Source organism: Candidatus Tumulicola sp., assembly GCA_036490475.1.
Lineage (GTDB): Bacteria > Vulcanimicrobiota > Vulcanimicrobiia > Vulcanimicrobiales > Vulcanimicrobiaceae > Tumulicola.
In genome coordinates this window covers 347,846-366,835 of sequence record DASXDT010000005.1, presented here as the reverse complement: position 1 = coordinate 366,835, position 18,990 = coordinate 347,846, and the positions used below count along the sequence as shown (strand labels likewise).

At 56.7% G+C, this 18,990-nt stretch carries 12 protein-coding genes; 7 read left to right on the top strand and 5 right to left on the bottom strand.

Annotated features, from left to right (window positions below; all coding sequences use genetic code 11):
* Nucleotides 1-143 precede the first annotated feature (143 nt).
* The 4 genes from VGF98_05360 (at nucleotide 144) to VGF98_05345 (ending at nucleotide 5,259) form a co-directional block, all read left to right on the top strand.
* The gene (locus VGF98_05360; protein HEY1681043.1) at nucleotides 144-467 is read left to right on the top strand and encodes a DUF211 domain-containing protein; all 324 of its coding nucleotides are present in this window, start codon (nucleotides 144-146) and stop codon (nucleotides 465-467) included.
* A gap of 755 nt (nucleotides 468-1,222) precedes the next feature.
* A complete protein-coding gene (locus VGF98_05355) occupies nucleotides 1,223-2,617 on the top strand; it encodes an alkaline phosphatase family protein (protein HEY1681042.1) in 1,395 nt (464 codons plus the stop codon).
* A gap of 23 nt (nucleotides 2,618-2,640) precedes the next feature.
* Entirely contained in the window at nucleotides 2,641-3,993 is a 1,353-nt protein-coding gene (locus VGF98_05350) for an alkaline phosphatase family protein (GenBank protein ID HEY1681041.1), read from the top strand.
* Nucleotides 3,994-4,110: 117 nt separating this feature from the next.
* Complete coding sequence (locus tag VGF98_05345; GenBank protein HEY1681040.1) at nucleotides 4,111-5,259, top strand: Nramp family divalent metal transporter; 1,149 nt, start codon at nucleotides 4,111-4,113, stop codon at nucleotides 5,257-5,259.
* Between the two features lie 1,506 nt (nucleotides 5,260-6,765).
* Here the strand turns inward: VGF98_05345 and VGF98_05340 are convergent.
* Genes VGF98_05340 through VGF98_05330 form a run of 3 tightly spaced genes read right to left on the bottom strand, consistent with a single transcriptional unit; the run spans nucleotide 6,766 to nucleotide 11,139 of the window.
* Entirely contained in the window at nucleotides 6,766-8,535 is a 1,770-nt protein-coding gene (locus VGF98_05340; protein ID HEY1681039.1) for a ThiF family adenylyltransferase, read from the bottom strand.
* Between the two features lie 3 nt (nucleotides 8,536-8,538).
* Nucleotides 8,539-9,606 carry a hypothetical protein gene (locus VGF98_05335; GenBank protein ID HEY1681038.1) on the bottom strand — a complete coding sequence of 356 codons (1,068 nt, stop codon included), beginning with the start codon at nucleotides 9,604-9,606 and terminating at the stop codon, nucleotides 8,539-8,541.
* 15 nt (nucleotides 9,607-9,621) lie between these two features.
* Complete coding sequence (locus VGF98_05330) at nucleotides 9,622-11,139, bottom strand: SAVED domain-containing protein (GenBank protein ID HEY1681037.1); 1,518 nt, start codon at nucleotides 11,137-11,139, stop codon at nucleotides 9,622-9,624.
* Between the two features lie 487 nt (nucleotides 11,140-11,626).
* Here VGF98_05330 and VGF98_05325 point away from each other — a divergent pair, with 487 nt between their 5' ends.
* The 3 genes from VGF98_05325 (at nucleotide 11,627) to VGF98_05315 (ending at nucleotide 14,778) form a co-directional block, all read left to right on the top strand.
* Nucleotides 11,627-12,271, top strand: a complete 645-nt coding sequence (locus VGF98_05325) for a DUF4433 domain-containing protein (GenBank protein HEY1681036.1) — start codon at nucleotides 11,627-11,629, stop codon at nucleotides 12,269-12,271.
* 61 nt (nucleotides 12,272-12,332) lie between these two features.
* Nucleotides 12,333-13,385 carry a macro domain-containing protein gene (locus VGF98_05320; GenBank protein HEY1681035.1) on the top strand — a complete coding sequence of 351 codons (1,053 nt, stop codon included), beginning with the start codon at nucleotides 12,333-12,335 and terminating at the stop codon, nucleotides 13,383-13,385.
* 274 nt (nucleotides 13,386-13,659) lie between these two features.
* On the top strand, nucleotides 13,660-14,778 hold the full coding sequence (locus VGF98_05315; GenBank protein HEY1681034.1) for a hypothetical protein: 1,119 nt from the start codon (nucleotides 13,660-13,662) through the stop codon (nucleotides 14,776-14,778).
* Nucleotides 14,779-14,812: 34 nt separating this feature from the next.
* On the opposite strand, the gene VGF98_05310 is transcribed toward VGF98_05315, so the two are convergent.
* Both VGF98_05310 and VGF98_05305 read right to left on the bottom strand, forming a co-directional pair.
* Nucleotides 14,813-17,767 (bottom strand): SMC family ATPase, encoded by a 2,955-nt coding sequence (locus VGF98_05310; GenBank protein ID HEY1681033.1) that lies wholly within the window; start codon nucleotides 17,765-17,767, stop codon nucleotides 14,813-14,815.
* Complete coding sequence (locus VGF98_05305; protein HEY1681032.1) at nucleotides 17,764-18,990, bottom strand: exonuclease SbcCD subunit D; 1,227 nt, start codon at nucleotides 18,988-18,990, stop codon at nucleotides 17,764-17,766. Before VGF98_05305 ends, VGF98_05310 begins: the two co-directional genes overlap by 4 nt.

The following is an 18,990-nucleotide window of genomic DNA, read 5'->3' as shown; positions in this document are numbered from 1 at the left end:
TCGACAATCGAATCTAGCAATGTATCGCGCGTACAACAGAGCGATTGATCGCTTCGCACGGGCGGAGCTAAGGAGATGTTCGCGATCGGAGAAAACCGAAGTACAGCCGGTGCGACGCTCATTGGTAGGCCGTCGGACTCTCCATGAATTCTCGTAGTGTGTACGAAAGGAATTTAAGCATTATGAATGTTCGTAGACTCGTGCTCGACGTGGACAAGGCTATCGCGCGTCCTAGCCTAATCGACATTGCAAAGGGTATCGAGTCCTCGCCTAACGTTGAAGCCGTTAACATCACTGTGACAGAGATCGATGTCGAGACGGTCGGAATGGACATCACGATTGAGGGCGATGGGTTGGACTACGACGCCATTGTGCGCGCTATAGAATCGACGGGTGCGGTGGTTCACAGCCTCGATCAACTTGTTTCTGGTCGGCGCTTTGTCGAGGGAGTGAAGCGAAGCCGTTGATGCTTCCGATTGTACTCGGTCTTGTGGATGGCGTCCTCACCGCACTTGCACTGGCCGCGGGCCGGCTGACCAGTTCGAACGAAGAGTTATCGCCCGGACTAGCGTTTCGAATTGCATTGGTCGCCCTACTCTCGGGCGCTGTCGCGTTTTTCGTTGCGCGATATTCAGAATTACGCAGCGAGCTGGGTCATGCAGAGCAAGAACTTAATCTCGCAAGTAGAGGTCGCTTCGTGACTGGCCGGCTAGGGGATGCGATCTTACGAGAGAGTCTCGCGTCGGCGGCGCTATCAAGTGCGGCCGCCTTCTGTGGTTCATTGCTGCCACTGTTACTCGCGGGATTATTCCCTCACGAACAATGGTTGGCAGTGGCGTTCGGCCTGGCGACGCTTAGCGGTCTAGGAATCGTATTGAGCTGTGCGCTACACGGCAGCCCCTGGCGATGGGCTCTTGCACTTGGAGCCGCGGGGGCCGTTGTAACTGCTGTCGGAACATATGCAAAAGTCGTCACGTGAGCTACCAAAACCCGGCACGGAAATGCCTAGGCACGCGATCAAGACGGTGTTTGCCCGCCTTCGTTATCCGCGGCGGTACTATTTTGGGAGAAGACCCTGCCATTCTGCTAGTCGCGTGAAAGATGACTGTAGTTATTTCAAATTCGTTGGTGTTTTATAATGTGCGACCTCATTCCGACTTTTCTGTAACTAGCTCCCGAATATCCGAGAGGGAAAGGACCTGCCACGGAAAACACGCTTTTCATGAATAGTCGCACACGGACGTCTTCTTTATTTGTATTGGCTGCTGTACTCGCGTGCGGCGGCTGTAACGCGGGTGGCGCATCCTCGACTTCAGCGATCCCGCAGCAACAAGCGCTACGCGCCGACTTGCAGCCTCACCTCGTGAAAGGCAACACGCCGGTCCAGCACATCATCGTCATGATTCAAGAGAATCGTACCTTCGATGATTTTTTCGCTACGTTTCCCGGTGTTGACGGCACGACGACCGGCAAGGAAAGCAACGGCAAGGTCATCGCGCTCAAAGAAGAGCACCTTGCTGCGCTCGACATGAATCACATGCGCCCCCAGTATCAGATCGACTGCGATCTCAAGGGCAGCGTCTGTCAGATGGATGGGTTCGACCATACCTACCTCGGCCAGTTCCCAGCGAAGCCGACCTACCCGTATCAGTACGCCAATCCCGACGAGATCCAGCCGTACTGGTTCATCGCGCAAAACTACGCGATCGGCGATCACATGTTCCAGACGCAAGGCAGCGGGAGCTTCACGGCACATCAAGACTTTATCGCGGGCTGGAGCAAGATCGACAGCTCGCACAGCATCGTTAACGTGCCCTCCGATAACGACCATTGGGGCTGCGATTCACACAAAGGAACCGTCACCGACCTGCTCACGACTAAGCTCAAACTCGAATCGGGTCAAGGGCCGTTCCCGTGCCTCACCTACCCGACCGGAACGTTGCGTGACCTTCTCGATGCTAAGGGGGTAAGCTGGCGATACTATTCACCACCACACAAAGGCGGCGGTGATACCGGCAATATCTGGAACGCGTTCGACGCAATCGACGCAGTGCGTAACGGGCCGGAATGGGCCACCAACATCTCTATGCCGGAGACGAACATTTTCAGCGATCTCAGCAACGGAACGCTCGCACAGATGAACTGGATCGTTCCGAGCGACGTCGATTCCGACCATCCGCATAAACTAAATGGCACGTATCACGGCCCCGAATGGATCGCGTCGGTGGTCAACGCCGTAGGCCAGAGCCAATATTGGAACAATACGACGGTCCTTATTCTATGGGACGATTGGGGCGGCTTCTACGACCACGTTCCGCCGGCGTTCATCGACAACCAGGGCGGTCTCGGTTTCCGCGTACCGTTCCTGATCATCTCGCCGTACGTCGCCAAAGGCCAAGTCGTAAGCACGCAGTTCGAGTTCGCGAGCGTCGTGAAATACGTCGAGGAGACGTTCAAGCTGGGCAGCTTGCACTCCAACGACGTGCGCGCTCATAGTCTAACGACGCTCTTTCACTTCAAGAGCAAACCGCGCGCATTCGTCTCCATCCCGTCGAGCCTAGACAAGAACTACTTCTTGCGCCAGCCGCCGGACTACGATCCAGTCGACACGCAGTAGTCGGCAGTTAAAGGGAGCAATCAATGAAACGCAACAGGCTTATTCCGCTGGTAACGATCGTAGTGCTCGCTTCGTGCGCCGCTCCGCAAAACGGATCGTTGCCAGCGAGCTCGAACCCCGCGAACGCCCGTGCAAAAGCTGCGTTCACCGGAACGTCGCCGATTCAACATGTCGTTATTATTTTTCAAGAGAATCGCACGCCCGACAACCTGTTCCAGTCGCCAAGTCTGATCTCCGAGGGTGCGACGATAGCACAGAGCGGTCCAAATTCGCTGGGCGAGACGGTGCAGCTGCAGCCGCAGTCTCTGGCCGCTCCATGGGACATTGGCCACGGACATCAGACTTTCTTAACTGAATGGGATAAGGGTAAACAAGACGGATTCAACCTCGTCGAACCGGTGAAGCTCGCATGGCGTCCGTATTCCTACGTTCCGGCGAACGAGGCGCAGCCATACTGGGACATGGCGACGCAATACGCCTTCGCGGATCACATGTTCGAAACTGATCAATCGAGCAGCTACCCATCGCACCAATACATCGTTAGCGCGACCGCGCGCGCGCTGCCGGAAACCCAGGACGAAATCGCGGGTGGACCTACCTATCCCAATGGAAAGGAGGGGCCCGCGGGCTGCGACTCTCCACAAGAAATGCTGGTCGCCACCATCAATCTTCATACCGCACTCGGTGGTCCGAACCTATTCCCGTGCTTTGATCGCCCCTCGCTGACCGACTTCCTAGACAATCAAGGCGTCACATGGCGCTATTACCAGCGCCAGCTCGGGCCGGGCTGGTGGCACGCCTTTGATTCGATCAAACACATCCGGTACGGCCCAGACTACGCCAACGTTGTTACGCCGCCGGCATCGATTCTGACGGACATCTCGACCGGCAATCTGCCGGGAGTTTCGTGGGTTATGCCCGCCGACAATTTGCATTCGGATCATCCGGGTAACAAGAGTACCGCGGGTCCGTCGTGGGTTGCCGCGGTCGTTAATGCCATTGGGCAAAGCCAATACTGGAACAGCACGGCGATTTTCATTACCTGGGACGACTGGGGAGGCTGGTACGACCATGTGCCGCCGAAAATCTACAACGCCTACGAGCTTGGTTTTCGGGTACCGCTGATCATCGTTTCGCCGTACGCCAAGAAAGGCTATGTCTCGCATCGCCAACATGAGTTCGCGAGCATCCTCGCCTTTACGGAGAAGACTTTCGGTATCAAGAAGGGCTCTCTACATGGTACCGACATGCGTTCGGACGATTTGATGGATGCGTTTAACTTTAAGAAGGCACCCAGCGCTTTCACTCCTATAACGGCGCCGCCCTTTCAATCCGGTACTGCGCCGGAGGCAGTTCTCGACGCCGAAGACTACTGACCCGGCAGCGGGCTGGCCGATCTCGCATGGACCGGCCCGCCTACTGTCGCTACGTCCCTGTGATGCCGTTGCTGCATCGCGCCCGTCACCAATAAGCAGCTTGCGGAAACTGGCCCCATGAAGGACTCGGGGCTGCGATCTCGGGTCGCCCATTTTTTTCGAACGCTGGGGCCGGGGCTGATCACCGGAGCGGCGGACGACGATCCGTCCGGGATCTCAACCTACTCAGTCACCGGCGCCACGACCGGCTACTCGTTGCTGTGGCTCACGTTCATCTCGACGCCGATGATGGCGGTCATTCAAGGCATGTGCGCTCGCATCTCTATGGTCACGGGCGAGGGTCTGGCGACATTGATGCGCAAACGGTTGCCGCGTTCGCTCATGTATCCGCTTGCGGCATTGGTCATCGTCGCGAACACATTCAATATTGGCGCCGACATTGGCGGTATGGCTGCAGCAGCGAAATTACTCATCCCAATACCGGTCGAAGTATGGGTGATGTTCTTTGGGATTGCGTTGATCGCCGCACAGGTTTGGCTGTCGTATAACATGATCGCGTCGGTTTTTAAGTGGCTCACCGTCGTTCTCTTCGCCTATGTCATCACCGCGTTCATCGCGCACCCGCCGTGGCCCCAAGTTCTATCGGGCTTCGTGATTCCGACCGTGCACTTTCAATCGCAGTGGCTGTCGACGATGGTCGCTATCCTCGGCACGACTATTACCCCGTATTTGTTCTTCTGGCAATCCGCGGAAATGGTGGAGGAAGAGAAGAAAGCCGGCCATGCGACCGTTGCATCGCGGAGGGGCACGGACGAACAATCGATCAAGGATGCGCACATTGATATCAACGCGGGGATGATCTATTCGAATATCGTGGCGGCCTTCATCATCGTGACCACGGCCGCGACGTTGGGCGCCCACGGCAAACACAACATTGCGACGGCGCAGGACGCAGCGGAGGCCCTACGTCCGCTGGCTGGCAATTTCGCTGCGTTGTTATTCACACTCGGGATGGTCGGGACCGGCGTTCTCGCTGTTCCGGTGTTAGCGACATCCTCGGCATACGTCGCGGCGGAGACGTTCAAATTCCGCGAGGGCTTGAGCGAAAAGCCCAGCCGTGCCAGGCAATTCTACGCCGTTATCGTCGCGGGGATTATCATCGGCGTGGTCATGGATCTGCTGAAGATCAATCCGATCAAGGCGCTCTTTTGGTCAGCTATTCTCAATGGCGTTGCCGCCGTACCACTGATTGCGGTCATTGTCTAGCTCGCATCGAATGAGTCGATCATGCGAGACTGGCGCAGCTCGCGTGTCGCCGTTGCCTGGGGTTGGTTCAGCGTAACGTTAATGGGAGCGGCGACACTAGGTATGTTCTACTTCATGGCCATTGGCGCATAGAGCTTGTATCCGCCTGAGTGCGGCGTTCATGATGCCCGACGGGTGCGCCCTTCTGCTTTCTGTAGCATGTGGTTAGGAATCGCGGAGCAGATCTGTTGTCTCAAACATTGGCTCGCCCAACGGCGACCTGATAACATCACGATATTAATGGTCCACTTCAATACGAGTATCGTAAGAACCCATTTTAGCTCTCGCGACGTCGCAAGAAAGCGCTTCACGGTTAATAAGGTTTCGAATGTGAGTTACAGTCTAAGATGGTGGGGAGCGCTTTGAGAACACCAGCGTTAGCGGAGACTCCTTGAGACTTTCATGATGGGGGACGGGAGAGTCGCGGCTGGAGATTTCATCGCATATGGTCTCTGGACTGGCATGACGACCGCGTCGGCGAGATCGATTGAGCCGTGGACGCCTATGAGTCAGCTCTCGCAGAAGTGGATAGTCCAGCGAAACCTGCCGTGTGGCGCACGGTGCGGGGATCCCAAAAGTGGTGTGATTGGTCCGGAGCAACGCGGGCATCGTCCAGACTCTCACGTCTACGACAGGATCGGCGACTACCCTGAATCGGACATTCAGGCAATACTTAACTGGATTGCCAGTGATGGTATCTTGCGGTCCGATGATGAGATGCTTGTCGCCGCCTTTCCGATCCTAGGGTTTGCTCGTCGAGGTAAACTCATCGATGAGAGGCTTCGGCGTTCGATTACGCGCTGGTGAGCAACCGGTTAGAGCGCCTGCGATGGCTTCGGGTCACCGAGGCGTCCATGGAATCGGGTGACGTCGTTCTACTAGCAAGCCCGAGTGTCGTCGCGTGGGATCGACGCCAGTGTGGCTCATAACGCTCGACGCTTCTCGGACGACTATTTCGACTAGCGGCTCGCATAAGACTGACGCCGATCTTTTCGCCTAAACGCGACATCGAGTCGCACCAAATAACCGTTAGCTTCGACGTAAACCCCAATTTCGGGCCTCCCCCCAATTTCTCCGAGTATGAGCAGAATAGGGGCGTTGCACCTCGTAAGCTCGTCAGCTGCGATCCTGCGCATCTGTGCTTCGTCCTTCGAACTTGCAAAAGGGGCACCGCGCGGATGGTAGTGCCACTCGCCTAGATAATGCAAACCTTTGCTCCAAACTTCTGTAAGCAACTTTTCTATGCCGGTCGTACCTCTTTCGAACCAAGTGGCTCCAGCCCGCGAGTCTGCCGGCGGCGCAGTCGCACGCGAAACAATTGCTAAAGAAAGGTTTGCCGAGTATCTGCCGATGAGAATGCCGCCGGTTTCATTGGCCTTAGCTAACGTCGACTGCAGGCGGATGTAGCGCGCGACCTCCGATGGAAGCTCAAGCTGAAACGTCCCATCGTTGCTGGCAAAATGCATATCAGGCAGCGGCTGGCGGGATGATGGACAGTGTCTTTTCCTCTGTCGGGTGGGAAATTACGGCAGCTTCAATTGCGTTGAGCATCTCGGTCGCGCGCGCTTGGATCGCAGACCATTTTGCTGGAAACACCGGATTCCAGCAACCCGCATTTTGCATGTCGTTGAGTCCGCGCTCCTCGATCTTCCTTCGCTCTCTGGCGAGCGCCTCGGCCATTTGAGCGTGGTAGTAGCCGACGTCGACACCGAGGCCATATTCCGAGTACAGGAACAGCTGTTCGGCGTCGACGCCAAAAGCGCCGGAGAAGAACCAGCGCGTCTTGCCGTCCGTCAACTTACGAGCAAGCGTTGCTATAGCGTCCTCGTCTGCGGTGCAATCAACTATGATGTCCGCGCTACGGAGTTCATCGAGATGGCCGCTTGAATCGAGAAGGCGCGGGAAGGCACGGACTCTCGCGAATGGCGAGACAGCGTTTAGCCGTTCGGCAAGTGCGCTTCCCTTATCTCGCCCGATGTCGTTTAGCGCAAGGGTATGCCGACGAAGGTTTCCAACTTGCACTTCATCGTTCTCAAAAAGGTCAATAGTGCGACAGCCTTCGCGAACGAGCATTTCAGCGAGCGATGAACCTAGTGCGCCACCTCCAACTAGGGCGATGCGCGCGTCGCAAAGGCGTTCGTGCAGCCTGCCACGGATACTCAATGTATTTTCGCTCCAGTTCTCGCTGGATAACCACTCAATGACGGCATCGTCGTGAAGGCTTCTGGCGCGCTGCGTCATCCAAACAAGCTTGTCGCGGGCGTGCCTCAGCGAGCTCTTGCTACCACAGACGGCTTCCGGCAATAAGAGCGGCTGCCAGTGCATCTGTACGTTCGCTCTGTCATAGATATGCGGGATTGGAAAGCCGACGAGCAGGACATGACCATCCGCGTTGTCGCCTTGGCGAATACGTCGATAGACGATCTTGAGCAGCTCGTCTAAATTTAGGCCGCTACCGGTCGCTCGAACTACGGTGCGAAATTCACCCCATGTCCTCGGAGCTGCCCAAGGCGCGACTACTGGCATACTCGGAAGCGTGATCCATGAAGCGTTCATGAAATCGGTCAAGGAAGAGACGTGGACTCCCCATCGCGACGGTTGCACGACGGCATCGCCCAACGTGAATTGCTCAACGACCCCAGCCACATCCGTTAATTTTCGCACATTTGCGCGACCTGCTCGACCTAGAAGTTCCGTCCACGGCGTGAACCGGTCGGGCGACTCGTCGAAGCCTATAACCTCTAAGCTTCTTGACCCGGCGAAGCTCGGAAGTTCGAATCGTTCGCCATCTTCTGTCAGGGCATCGCGAGCTGCAAAATCAAGCCACCGCAAGGCGGCTCCGACGAAAAAGCGCAGCTTCCCGACAGCGTCATTCGGCTGACCCGATAGAGCGGCGTTCCCGAGCCATCGGCCTGGGCGATCAAGGCACAACACGCCGCTTTGCCAAGCTCGATCAGTTGGCAGATTGCGTTTCATGTGCCGGAATGTAGCGTGAATACCACCTTCTTGCGCCGGATGGAAATCGGCGCGCCCGGATGGGTACTCGGAGTCGATCAGTACGTACCAGTCCGTCGCTACCGAAACGAAATCCGACGACGTTTCGATTGTCAGGCGAATGCGCAGAACCCACAATGACTCTTCCTCGTCGTAGGTCGGCAGTTCGAGAATCTCAACGCCCGGTATCCCAGATAGCGCACTGATGCCCAGCCGGAGATTTGGCGGCGGCAGCGAGGTCACGTCCTAAGCGAAGTGTCCCTTCGTCAGCACTGCCGACGCCGTTGGTTTGCTGTAAGCTGTTTGTTTCGAAGCCCGCTTTGGGAACGGTTCGCCGAAGATGGCGAACCACGCGTCGGCGCTTGCATCGTTGTCGTCATTGTCGAGCGCCAAACGCGCTTGCGGCGCGCAAAGTTGAACGGCGTCATAAAAAGCCGCGAATTGTTCCGGCGTGATGCGCGCAAAGACATCGTGTAACGGTACGCCGTGATCCGCTAGATGCGGCACGCTGCCGGTGAGGCGGTTGAGGTAGTAGTTACTCACGATATGTTCAAGAGCCAGCGTGAAACCTTCCGCAGCGCTTTCGATGCCATTGGGACAGTTTTGCCCAATGAGATGCTCGAGTGGATATCCCTTCGGATATTTCCCGCCACAGTTGTAAGCACGCCACCACTTCGCGAGCTTGACCACGTTCACATAGTGCATATTCGTGTAAGCGTTCTTTTCCACGGTCCAGGCAATTTGTTCAAGCGGATTCGTCTCGTCCCACGTCGCAGCATCGCGGTCAGGAATCCATAGCGATTCGTTTTTCCAGTCCTGAACGCCGGCGGCTTTTTTGACATAGTTCAAGCTCTCGCGTGAGAGACTACCCATAAATTCGTCGCCCTGAACGGCGCGCGCCTTTTCAAGGACTTTCCGCGTCGTTTCGGATGGTGCGGAGGTCGGCACGAGATCAAGTTTGATGTTACCGACGTGCACAGCCCACGAACGGCTCTGCTTCTCGTAGGCATCAGCATAGTGGACTTCGAGGAAGGGAATGAACAGGTCGAGCGCCTCGCGCGCCGAGATCTCGTTGCGGTTCAAGTTCGTGACGACGACAATGTCGACATCGGCCTTTTTACCTGGCTCAGGCTTTACGCCGGTATGACGGCGGTACGAACCTTGTAAGAAAGTGTCGACGATGATTGGCTTGAGCAATTCGTCGCTTTCGACGACCGCGCGAAAGTCTACGTGTGCGAGCTTAGCTTCTTCGCGTAGATCCTCTGGCAGTCTAATCTCAGAAAGAAATTCTTTGAACGATTCGTTGGACTCCATTATACTTCCGTTCCTTTATGCGGTGTTGAGTAAAAGGGAGGGCGAGTAGCCCTCAGGGTCATTGCGTTTCAGAGCGAACTCGTACAGTTGTGTTGGGCCCAGGCGATTACCGGCGCGACCCATCGTAAACGCGACGCTGGCGGGCACCGACGGCAGCAGATGAAGTAGAGCCTTGCGTTCCTCTGGCGTGCGTTTATCATTGACCATGGTAGCGAATGTCTCGCCCATATCATACGCGTGTGCGCCATTTCGTACGGCGCGTTGTCCGATGCCGTTCACTGGCTCAAGAATCAACAGGCGCCCAACCGTCGGAAGATTGCGTTCAACGTAAAGCCGAGCGTCTTTGGCGGAGTCGTTGCTGACAGCCACCGCAACCGCGACATCGGGAGCATCGTGGTTCAGCGTTATGTCTTCCACTATCCACGTCTCTTCCGGCCTTGCACCAGCCCCTTCACTAACGCGCCAGAGCTCCACCCCGCGATGGCCGGGTTGACGGCATGAGTATCGCGTTGAAGACTTACGTGAGATGGCTGCGCCAGCACTGTATGCGATCGATAGCTTGCAATGGAGATGGAGTTCGACGTCGGTGCGACGCTCGTCGTCGATTCGCGTCATGAACTGATGCACGCGCGGTCCAATGTCAGTGTTCCAAGAAAAATCGCGACGCAAGGAGCGGTCCTCGAAGAACGGCAGAAAGTCGAGCAGTTCGTCCATCTCCTCGTCGAGATACACGGCCTGCCGTTCGAATGAACGAATGCCGACGAGGCGTGCCCCTGAGCCGGGGGCTATAGCGGAGTCGGATAATCCGGCCTTCTCGAGAAGAGCTCGCAGTTCGGGCGCATTGAAGATGTTGGGTCCGGCTTGAATGATTTTGCGTGCGAGCTCGTCGTACATATTCGTGGGCGAGTCGCCTACCGGAACGAAGTTATGTCGCTCGAGCCGTTCGTCTAAAAACGCCTGCATCGGATCGAGCTTAACGCGGTCACGGATCTGCAAACGTGATAAGGCAGCGCGCAACTCTTGCTCGCCGCAGTTGAGATGACCGAGCAAATTCTTCCGAACCTTAGCCTGGACCGATCGAGGCCTTCCGTTGAACAGTAGGTCGAGGTTCAGCTTGTTCGAGAAGCCCGTCATTAATTTACTCAGCGAATCGGTGGGGTCGACTGTCCACGGCGTCGTGAAATACAGATTTGCTCGACCGCGATGCTGGCGGTGCGCTTCCAGGAGGCGCTGCAAGAGTGACTGGTTGGCCACACCGAGCCAACCCGGGTCCATCATTGCGTCCCAGCTCAATGTGTCATCGTTGCGAACGTGGTATTTCGCTTGATGCAACTCAAGGTCGCAGTCGCGCCCGTGGCCATCGCGGTACAGCACGACGACATCGTCGAAGTGCTTATAGCTCGAGACCTCGATTCCAACCCGTTCAACCCGAGGATGGCGATCGAACATGCGCATGGCTTCGGTCCAGAAGATGCGCCCCTGAAAGTCATCGCCGCGCAATCGAGCGGAAACCGCCCCGCGGGTACCGCTCATGTTGTGCCGTCGGCCCGGGGGCCGCTGCCGTTTAGTCTTTTCAAAAATTTGCGGGCATTGGGCGAGAAGCATCCTCAGGAATGTCCTTCGGATCTTGGCGGCCGAAGTCGGCGGAGCCCCGGTTTTCCGAAAGAAGGGAGATTGCAATTCTCCCTATCGCACCGGACTCCTTGTGCTCGCATATCAACTTACCCACTATATATGGGTAAGCTGGCAAGCGGGCGTGGCTTTCTACACCTCTGGCGAAAACGGTTGACTTTCGGACTGGGAGACTTCGTGTATGATCTGCGATTGAAAGCGATGGATAGGCGGCCGTGTACCTAGTGGCGAACGGATGTTCGCACGCCAGGATGAGACTGTTTGAGGGCTTGCGGCCGGACAGCGGAGGGAGTTGTGACAATGATCAGTCGGGTTCGGCCCTCCGTCGAGGAAGCTGACGTCGCCCCCAAAAGTGTGTGGGCGGTCGCGCGCGGAATCCAGGCCATACATGGCTGCCACTCATCCGAAGATCTACCACATTGTACATGTCGATCGGCTGCCATCCATAATTCACGACGGGCGATTGTGCTCCGACGCCGTAGTCAATGTCAGCTCAAAATCCGGGACCGTAATTGGCATGAGCTCAATCAAAAGTCGACGTCTCAATGAGTTGCAATTGCGTAGCCACCCAGGGCTCTTTGTTGGCGAATGCGTTCCATTCTACTTTTGTCCTCGCTCGGTGATGTTGTACCTGATATATCGGGCAAACCACCCAGACCTATCGTACCGTGGTGGGCAAGAACCAATCGTGCATCTCGAATGCGACCTTAACAAGGCGATACGCTGGGCGAATTCGGTTGGGCAACGTTGGGCGTTCACTCTTTCGAACGCAGGCTCGCGTTACTTCGAAGATCGCTGCGATACGGCCCAGTTGTGTGAGATTGACTGGACGGCCGTGAAGACCAATGATTGGTCGAATCCGGCGACACAGGAAGCGAAACAAGCCGAGTTTTTGGTTGAGGAATCCTTTCCGTGGGAGCTCATCGAGCGGATTGGAGTCCACTCGGCTGCTGTTGGACACCGCGCCGCTTCGGCTTTACAATTGAGCGGGCACCGGCCACCCATTGAGGTGAAGACCTCATGGTATTACTAGGGGCGATGGGATGATAGAGTGCGCACAGGGCGATATCCTCAAGTCGGACGCAGAAGCACTTGTGAATACCGTTAATTGCGTCGGCATCATGGGACGCGGAATAGCCTTACAATTCAAGAACGCTTTTCCACAGAATTTCAAAATGTACAAGGCAGCGTGTAATCGCGAAGAAATCCAACCCGGGAAAGTGTTTGTGTTCGAGACCGGCAGCATGACCGATCCGAAATACATCATCAACTTTCCTACCAAGCGACATTGGCGCGGACGAAGCCGCTTGTCTGACATTGCGAGCGGGCTTACGTCGCTGGTGTTTGAAATAAAACAGCGTAAGATCAATTCGATTGCCATACCGCCGCTGGGCAGTGGATTAGGTGGTCTGTACTGGCCTGATGTGCGTATCCTCATAGAGGACGCCATGAGGCCGCTTATAGGCGTGCACGTCACGATATATGAACCTAGCGAGGCTCCCGATGCGCGCGTGATGGCTCGGACGCAAGAGGTCCCTAAGATGAGCTTAGGACGAGGCGCCCTAGTAGTGCTGATCGATCGCTATCTGGCTGGTTTGCTTGATCCATTCATTTCGTTGCTTGAGGTGCATAAGCTCATGTACTTCATGCAGGAAGCGGGGCAATCGCTTCGGCTTCGATACACGAAAGCTCCGTATGGGCCGTATGCAGAGAATCTTCGTCATGTCTTGCACGCAGCAGAGGGCCACTTAATAGCGGGTTACTTCGACGGAGGCGATGCTCCAGACAAGCGCCTAGAGCTTGTTCCGGGTGCGGTCCCAGAGGCGATGCAGCTCCTTGATGGTGACGCAGCCTCAAAGGAACGCTTCGCGAGGGTCGCCGATCTCGTTGCAGGCTTTGAAAGTCCGTTTGGTCTCGAGTTGCTATCTACTGTGCACTGGGTTGCGACGCGCGAAGGCGCAACTAGGTTGGCCGATGTCGTGGCTCGCGTTTACGAATGGAGTGAACGTAAGAAGAATTTTTCGTTACGGCAGATAAAACTGGCTTTTGATGTCCTTCACTCGAAAGGGTGGTTGCCTTTCGAGCCAGCGGTAACCGATGCTGCGGTTGGTACGTCTTCACAAAGTGACGCATCGCGTTCCACGTAAGCGAAGGCAGCAATGAGCCTTGCCGCGCGGGAGCAACCATGTGCGTCTCATGTGCGTCTAACGATGGTACGGCCGCCGAACAGTTCGGGTTGACGGCCGTCCCGAGCGGTTTAATAGAAATGAGGATTATTTAGGGCTCTGTTCCGTAAATGGGCTCGATTCGAGAAATCCAATTTCAGGGTACACCGGATTCGGGAAATCCACTTTCTCAAGGGTCTGACGCTCGTAATGCCTGAATGTCGCCAGTCATCAGACAAAGTGGAGAGCGTTCACCGTGTACCTTGACCTGGATACTGCAGCGACCTTCTCCGTTGTAGAAGATACCCGCAAGCCGCTTCGCGGTCGCTTTGGCCCCTTGCGCGGAACAACCTCGCTTACATTAACGATCCGCGATATTATCGAAGCCGCGTCACGCTACATGTACGTTCGCGGAAAATCTCGACCTGAACGTGACTTGGTTCATGAGTGGAAGGTTATACTCGCATGGCACCTCCAAACGTTTTGGGATGTCGACATGGCAGTTCCCATGATCAACACGGCTTTCAGTTCACAATCCGTTTACTCGTCGGAACATCATAAGTGGTCAGGGGAACACATGGCAGGCGGCGTTTCCCTTCTTCTTGCGAGTCGGTTACCTAGTGTTCGCGTTGCGAGGTGTGAATTTTTTGCTGGCGGCGGCCTGTCGCGTCCCGATTTCGTCTTACCTATACACGTTGCAAAGAAGAGAATGGTCGGAGTGGAAGCGAGACTTCGGCAGCATAGTCCGAAGTTGAGTATGCAGTACGATATTAAGCCAATAACCGACAAGAAAGTAGGGGCGAGAGCTGCATATGGCTTTCAAAATATTCTGGGCGTAATTTTGCAGTATGGACCGCCGTATAAAACACGCCCGGAGTCACGATCGAGAATCGTAATCTTTGATCAGGAGGAACCCGTCGACCCCATTCCGGCCATCCGGCGGCGTTCGGCTGTCTTGTCCAATTATGAGCGCATTCTTCAGGACGCTGGTTTGGTATCGCATGCAGAGATAGTGCAGGCTGTACTGCAGCATATCCTGACTCACGATGGAAGGTTTCCTCCGAAAGCCATTTACCGGTTCCCGACTCAATTGAATCCGGATGACGCTCAGGAGAGGCTTGCAATAGGTAACGCGATTTACGCAGGACGGCGCTTTTCGGTTGGATCCGAGGGCGCGGTGGGAAGCCTTGGAGCACATGGATTCGTCGGTGTTAATCAGGAGGTCTTGGAGATCATACAGAGCGCCGATTGGCCGAAGCTCATGTGGTACAGGGATCTCAACGAAATGACTGGGATGCCCGGAGCGACCATCCTAAACGATGGTTACTGTTCGACATTTTCCTTTGGAAAGGACAGCTACCAGAGCTATCGCTGAAGATTCGCGGACAAGTGGGCAGATCCGCGCCTCTCTAAGCGGCGGTAAGTGGTCCGCCGTCCGAAAGGTGTGACACGAGGCCTTGTACTAGACCGTCGTCTTCTGAGACTGCATCGGTGTCGGTGAAGTAACTGCCATCGGGTCCCGCAGAGACAACAATTGTATCGTTGAGAAACTCCTTTACCTCTTCAACGTGCGTAATCACCCCAATCATTCGGCCCTTCTCGGCGCGGCGGCGTAGCTCCAGCATCGCTAAGCGCAACCGGTGCACGTCAAGTGAATCGAAGCCTTCGTCGAGAAAGATTGCCCCGATCCGCTTGCCACTGTTTGAAGCGATCTCTACCGCGCCCAAAGAGAGCGCGAGGCTCGCGAGAAACTTTTCCCCGCCCGAAAGCGTCTGCGATGGGCGCTGCTCGTTGCTTTCGTAATCGAGAAGGTCGAAGTCGCCGGTAAATTCGTACCGCTGCTTGCTCATTTCGCGTAGAATGACGTTGGCTTCCTGAAGAAGTCGCTGCTGTCGTTGCGCGGTGGCGTAGGCGGGAAATGCACGTGCGCGGCCCCCGAGCGCTTCCTTCAGTCCAGCTAATCCGGCGCGAACGCGATCGAGACGTTCAATCTTCGCGTCGCACTCTCGGGCTCGCGAAGCTAATCCATGTACGCGTTCGAGTTCGGATTCCATTTGCGTCTTGTGAATCGTTGCGGCGGTTTCTGCAGGTCGCGGCTCTTTGCCGTCGAGTTTCTCACGGATCGCCGCACGTTCGAGCACCGCCTTCTCGATGTTGCTGCGGTGCCTCTCCACGCCTTTCGTGATGTCGGCTATTCGGAGCTGAACCGTTTCCCAAACCGAAAAGCTCCAGGCGTCCAAGCCGCCGGCAGTCTTCGGAGCATCAGCGCACCCGGCAGCTTTGGCAATCGGCTTGAGTTGTTCGAAGGCGCGCACTCGCGGTTCGCCGACTTCAGCCGTGTATTTAGATTCGGCCTCGCTTTGCACTTGGACCGACGAAGCGACATCCATCGTCGCCTTTTCAATCCGGTCGCGAACGCGCTCAGCCTCTACTATACGGGCTGCGACAGAGGCGAGGTACGTGTTCAGCGGTTCGTCGGCTGTTTTCGCGCGGTACTTCTGTGGAATCCCGTCGCGCAGCGCCTGCTGCTTAGCAACGGCTCCGTCGAGCTGTTCTTGTACGCGAGTCAGTTCCATACGCGCGCTCTCAATGCTAGTCGACAGGCGAATCTCGACGCCACGCATCCGACTCAGCTCGCCATCGACCTGCGATATCGTTTCACGGGACGAGCGCAACCGCTCTTCGGTCTCTTCCAAGGCTCGTCGCAGCTCGGAAGCAATCAGCTCCGGCTCTCGTAAATCCTCCGCGCGTGCGGCGTCCATTTTGTTTTGCACGTGAGCGAGTGTCGCTTCGGCGGCGGCCAAGGCTTGCTCGGAACGAGCCAACTGCGGCGGTTGCGTCTTGAGCTCTCCCTCGATCATACTTGCGTGTCGTTGCGCGATGTCGAAGGCCGTACGCTCTTCCGTTGCTGCCTTCGTGGCTGCCTCAAGGTCTTCACTGCGCGGCGTCTGGAAGGCCTTCGGCAATGCTCGATGACATATCGGACAATCATCGCCGACGTGCAGATGACCGGCGATCGCCGCAATCTCGTTTCCGACACGATGCCGTTGCGCCGCGTCGTCGGCAGTGTCACGTCGCTCCGCCGCTTCGCTCACGGCCTGCTGCGCGGCCGAAAGCTTGGCCCGAAGCCCCTCTATTCGTGCTCGAGTCTCTGCGACGCTCGCCTGCGCAATCGTCAGCGTACTTTGAGCATCCTGAAACGCCTTCGCAGTAGTCTCGAGCGTTTCACGACGTGTCCGCAAGGCAGCGGCCTGTTTGTCGGCCTGATCAATAGCGCGTTCGACATCGACGCGCTCTTTGGTCTTCGCCTTGATCGGATCGCGCAGCTCGGCAAGTTGGGTTTCGTTCTGGGCGATTGAGAGGCCGTGGCGTTCGATGTCTGCCCGAAGCCCTTCTATCGTCCGAGCCGCCGCCGCTAGCGCCTCAAGCGAACGCTGAATCGTCCGCAACGTATCTGCATCGGCTTCAACCCGTCGGAGTTCCTCAGCACCGGCTTGCGCTACTCGCAGAATCTCCTGCGCCTGCAGCGCGCGTTGCCTTGCTGCGGTGACGATGGCCGTAAGCTCAGTCGATTTCGTGGCGATCGTGGCGAGCCCATCGAGAATCGAAGCGGTCTGCTCGAACGTGGAGAGAAGCCGCGTTTCGCCGGCGAGCTGCTCGTTGATCTTCGCAACGTCCTGCTCGAGTTTGGTATCGCGCACGACCGCCTTGGAGATGTCTTTAAGACGCGCTTTCGCGCGCGTGAGTTCCACCGCCGTCGCTTCCTCAGCTTCATGCGGATTCGCTCCGCACTCTGCGCGCTGCACGCCCAACAGGCGCAGCTCGGTCTCGGCCCGGGCCTCGTGACGACGCGTCAGCTCCAGCACCTTTGCGAGATCCTTGAGCCGAAAGAGGTCCATGAGAATCTCGTTTCGGTTGCGCGACTTCGCGGTTAGCAACTCCGCATGACGCCCTTGCGGAAGCAACACGGTGTGGAGAAACGTCTCGGCGTCCATGTGCAGAATCTTGCGTACCTGCTCGGTCACCGCGTCGGCGTTGCTGGTATCAACGGTACGGTCTTCTGACCAAATGCGGGCGTTGGTTCCGGCTTGGCCGGTCTGTCGGACGATCGTGTATTTCTGCCCGTCGACCTCGAAGGCGAACTCAACGGACATCGTCCGTGTGCCTTTGGCGATGAGATCGGTAACGCCGCGGCCTTCCCACGTAGAACGGTTGTAGAGCGCGTATGTGATGGCCTCGAGGACCGACGTTTTGCCGACGCCGGTATCACCGACCAACCCGAAGATGGTTTTGCCCTCGAACGAAAGATCGCGCTTTGTGCGGAAGCTGCGAAAGTTCTGCAGCGAGATGGCAATGGGCTTCATGGAATCATCTCGTCAAGACCGGCGAAGCGCTCGTTGCCGTCATCACCATGTTCCACATCCGACAGGAGCTCTCGGAAGTAGCGCGCGATGCGCTCGGTATCGCCGAGAGTGGGATGCTCCTGGAGATACTGTTCGAAGAGTTCGTTCATTGAAGGTTCCGAACACCCGGTATCCCCATCCAAGGTGATCGCGCCATCCGGCCGCGGAAACTGCGCACTTACCCTGCAGATCACCGTATCCGGCAGCAGCTCGGCGACTTGGGTCTCCAGCTGAGGGATTGGTTCAGTAACGCGTACCTTTACGCGCGCGATCGTGCCGGCATAGGCTTCCGCCTTCGCGCGTATGTCGTCGAGCGTCCCCTCGATGTCGATGAGGCGTCTGCCGATATCGAGCGTGCGTTCCTCAATCTTCATGGGGCGCCCCGGCTCGCCGCTCACGAGATATACCAGCTTGCGATCACCGACCTCGCCGAAATCGATCGGAATCGGCGACCCTGCGTATCGCGCGTGCTCCAAATTCCCAATCTGCTGCGGTTTGTGGATGTGCCCGAATGCGATGTAGTCGGCATTCGGAATGCGCTCGGGAAACGTCACGAAGTCGCGTGAACGATAGAGTTCATACTCGCTGTTGGCGACTTGCGCCCCGTCGACCAGAAGGTGAGCAGCGAAGACCGTGACGTCGCGTTTCGCATCGTAATCGACTTTGAGCCAGTCGCCAACGGTTTTCTCAAGAGAGCCGACGGCATCACCGTATTTCAGGCTCGCGCGATCCGGATCGCCCTCCAGATACTCGCGGATGTAGCTGCTGCGCTTAACGAATGGCACTGCGGCGACTTTGAGGACTTCGCCGGCCGCTGTCGGGAGATGAACGACGCCTGCCTGGCGCTCCTGAAGCGTCGAGCGATCGATGAAGTAAATCTTCAAGCGTCTCTTCAGGATCGTACTCATCAACTGGAAGAGCTTCTCGCTGTCGTGATTCCCGCAGACGACGATCATCGGAACGTTCAATGAAGCCAGCTCTTCCAGCACCGACCATCCGAACATTAACGTGTCTAGGTTTGGATAAGGGTTGTCGAAGAGGTCGCCGGTATTGAGAATAGCGTCGACTTTCTCCTCAATCGCGAGCGCCTTTATTTGCGCAAAAACCCGTTCGTGATCGGCACGCCGATCAACGCCGTGGTGAGCGACGCCGATGTGCCAGTCAGACGTGTGGAGCAGTCGCAT

Excerpts from the sequence above, each read along its gene's own strand:
- VGF98_05310 (HEY1681033.1), bottom strand. The coding sequence starts at position 17,767 with ATGAAGCCCATTGCCATCTCGCTGCAGAACTTTCGCAGCTTCCGCACA.
- VGF98_05345 (HEY1681040.1), top strand. The coding sequence starts at position 4,111 with ATGAAGGACTCGGGGCTGCGATCTCGGGTCGCCCATTTTTTTCGAACG.
- VGF98_05335 (HEY1681038.1), bottom strand. The coding sequence starts at position 9,606 with ATGGAGTCCAACGAATCGTTCAAAGAATTTCTTTCTGAGATTAGACTG.
- VGF98_05355 (HEY1681042.1), top strand. The coding sequence starts at position 1,223 with ATGAATAGTCGCACACGGACGTCTTCTTTATTTGTATTGGCTGCTGTA.
- VGF98_05325 (HEY1681036.1), top strand. The coding sequence starts at position 11,627 with ATGGCTGCCACTCATCCGAAGATCTACCACATTGTACATGTCGATCGG.
- VGF98_05330 (HEY1681037.1), bottom strand. The coding sequence starts at position 11,139 with ATGAGCGGTACCCGCGGGGCGGTTTCCGCTCGATTGCGCGGCGATGAC.
- VGF98_05350 (HEY1681041.1), top strand. The coding sequence starts at position 2,641 with ATGAAACGCAACAGGCTTATTCCGCTGGTAACGATCGTAGTGCTCGCT.
- VGF98_05305 (HEY1681032.1), bottom strand. The coding sequence starts at position 18,990 with ATGCGACTGCTCCACACGTCTGACTGGCACATCGGCGTCGCTCACCAC.
- VGF98_05360 (HEY1681043.1), top strand. The coding sequence starts at position 144 with ATGAATTCTCGTAGTGTGTACGAAAGGAATTTAAGCATTATGAATGTT.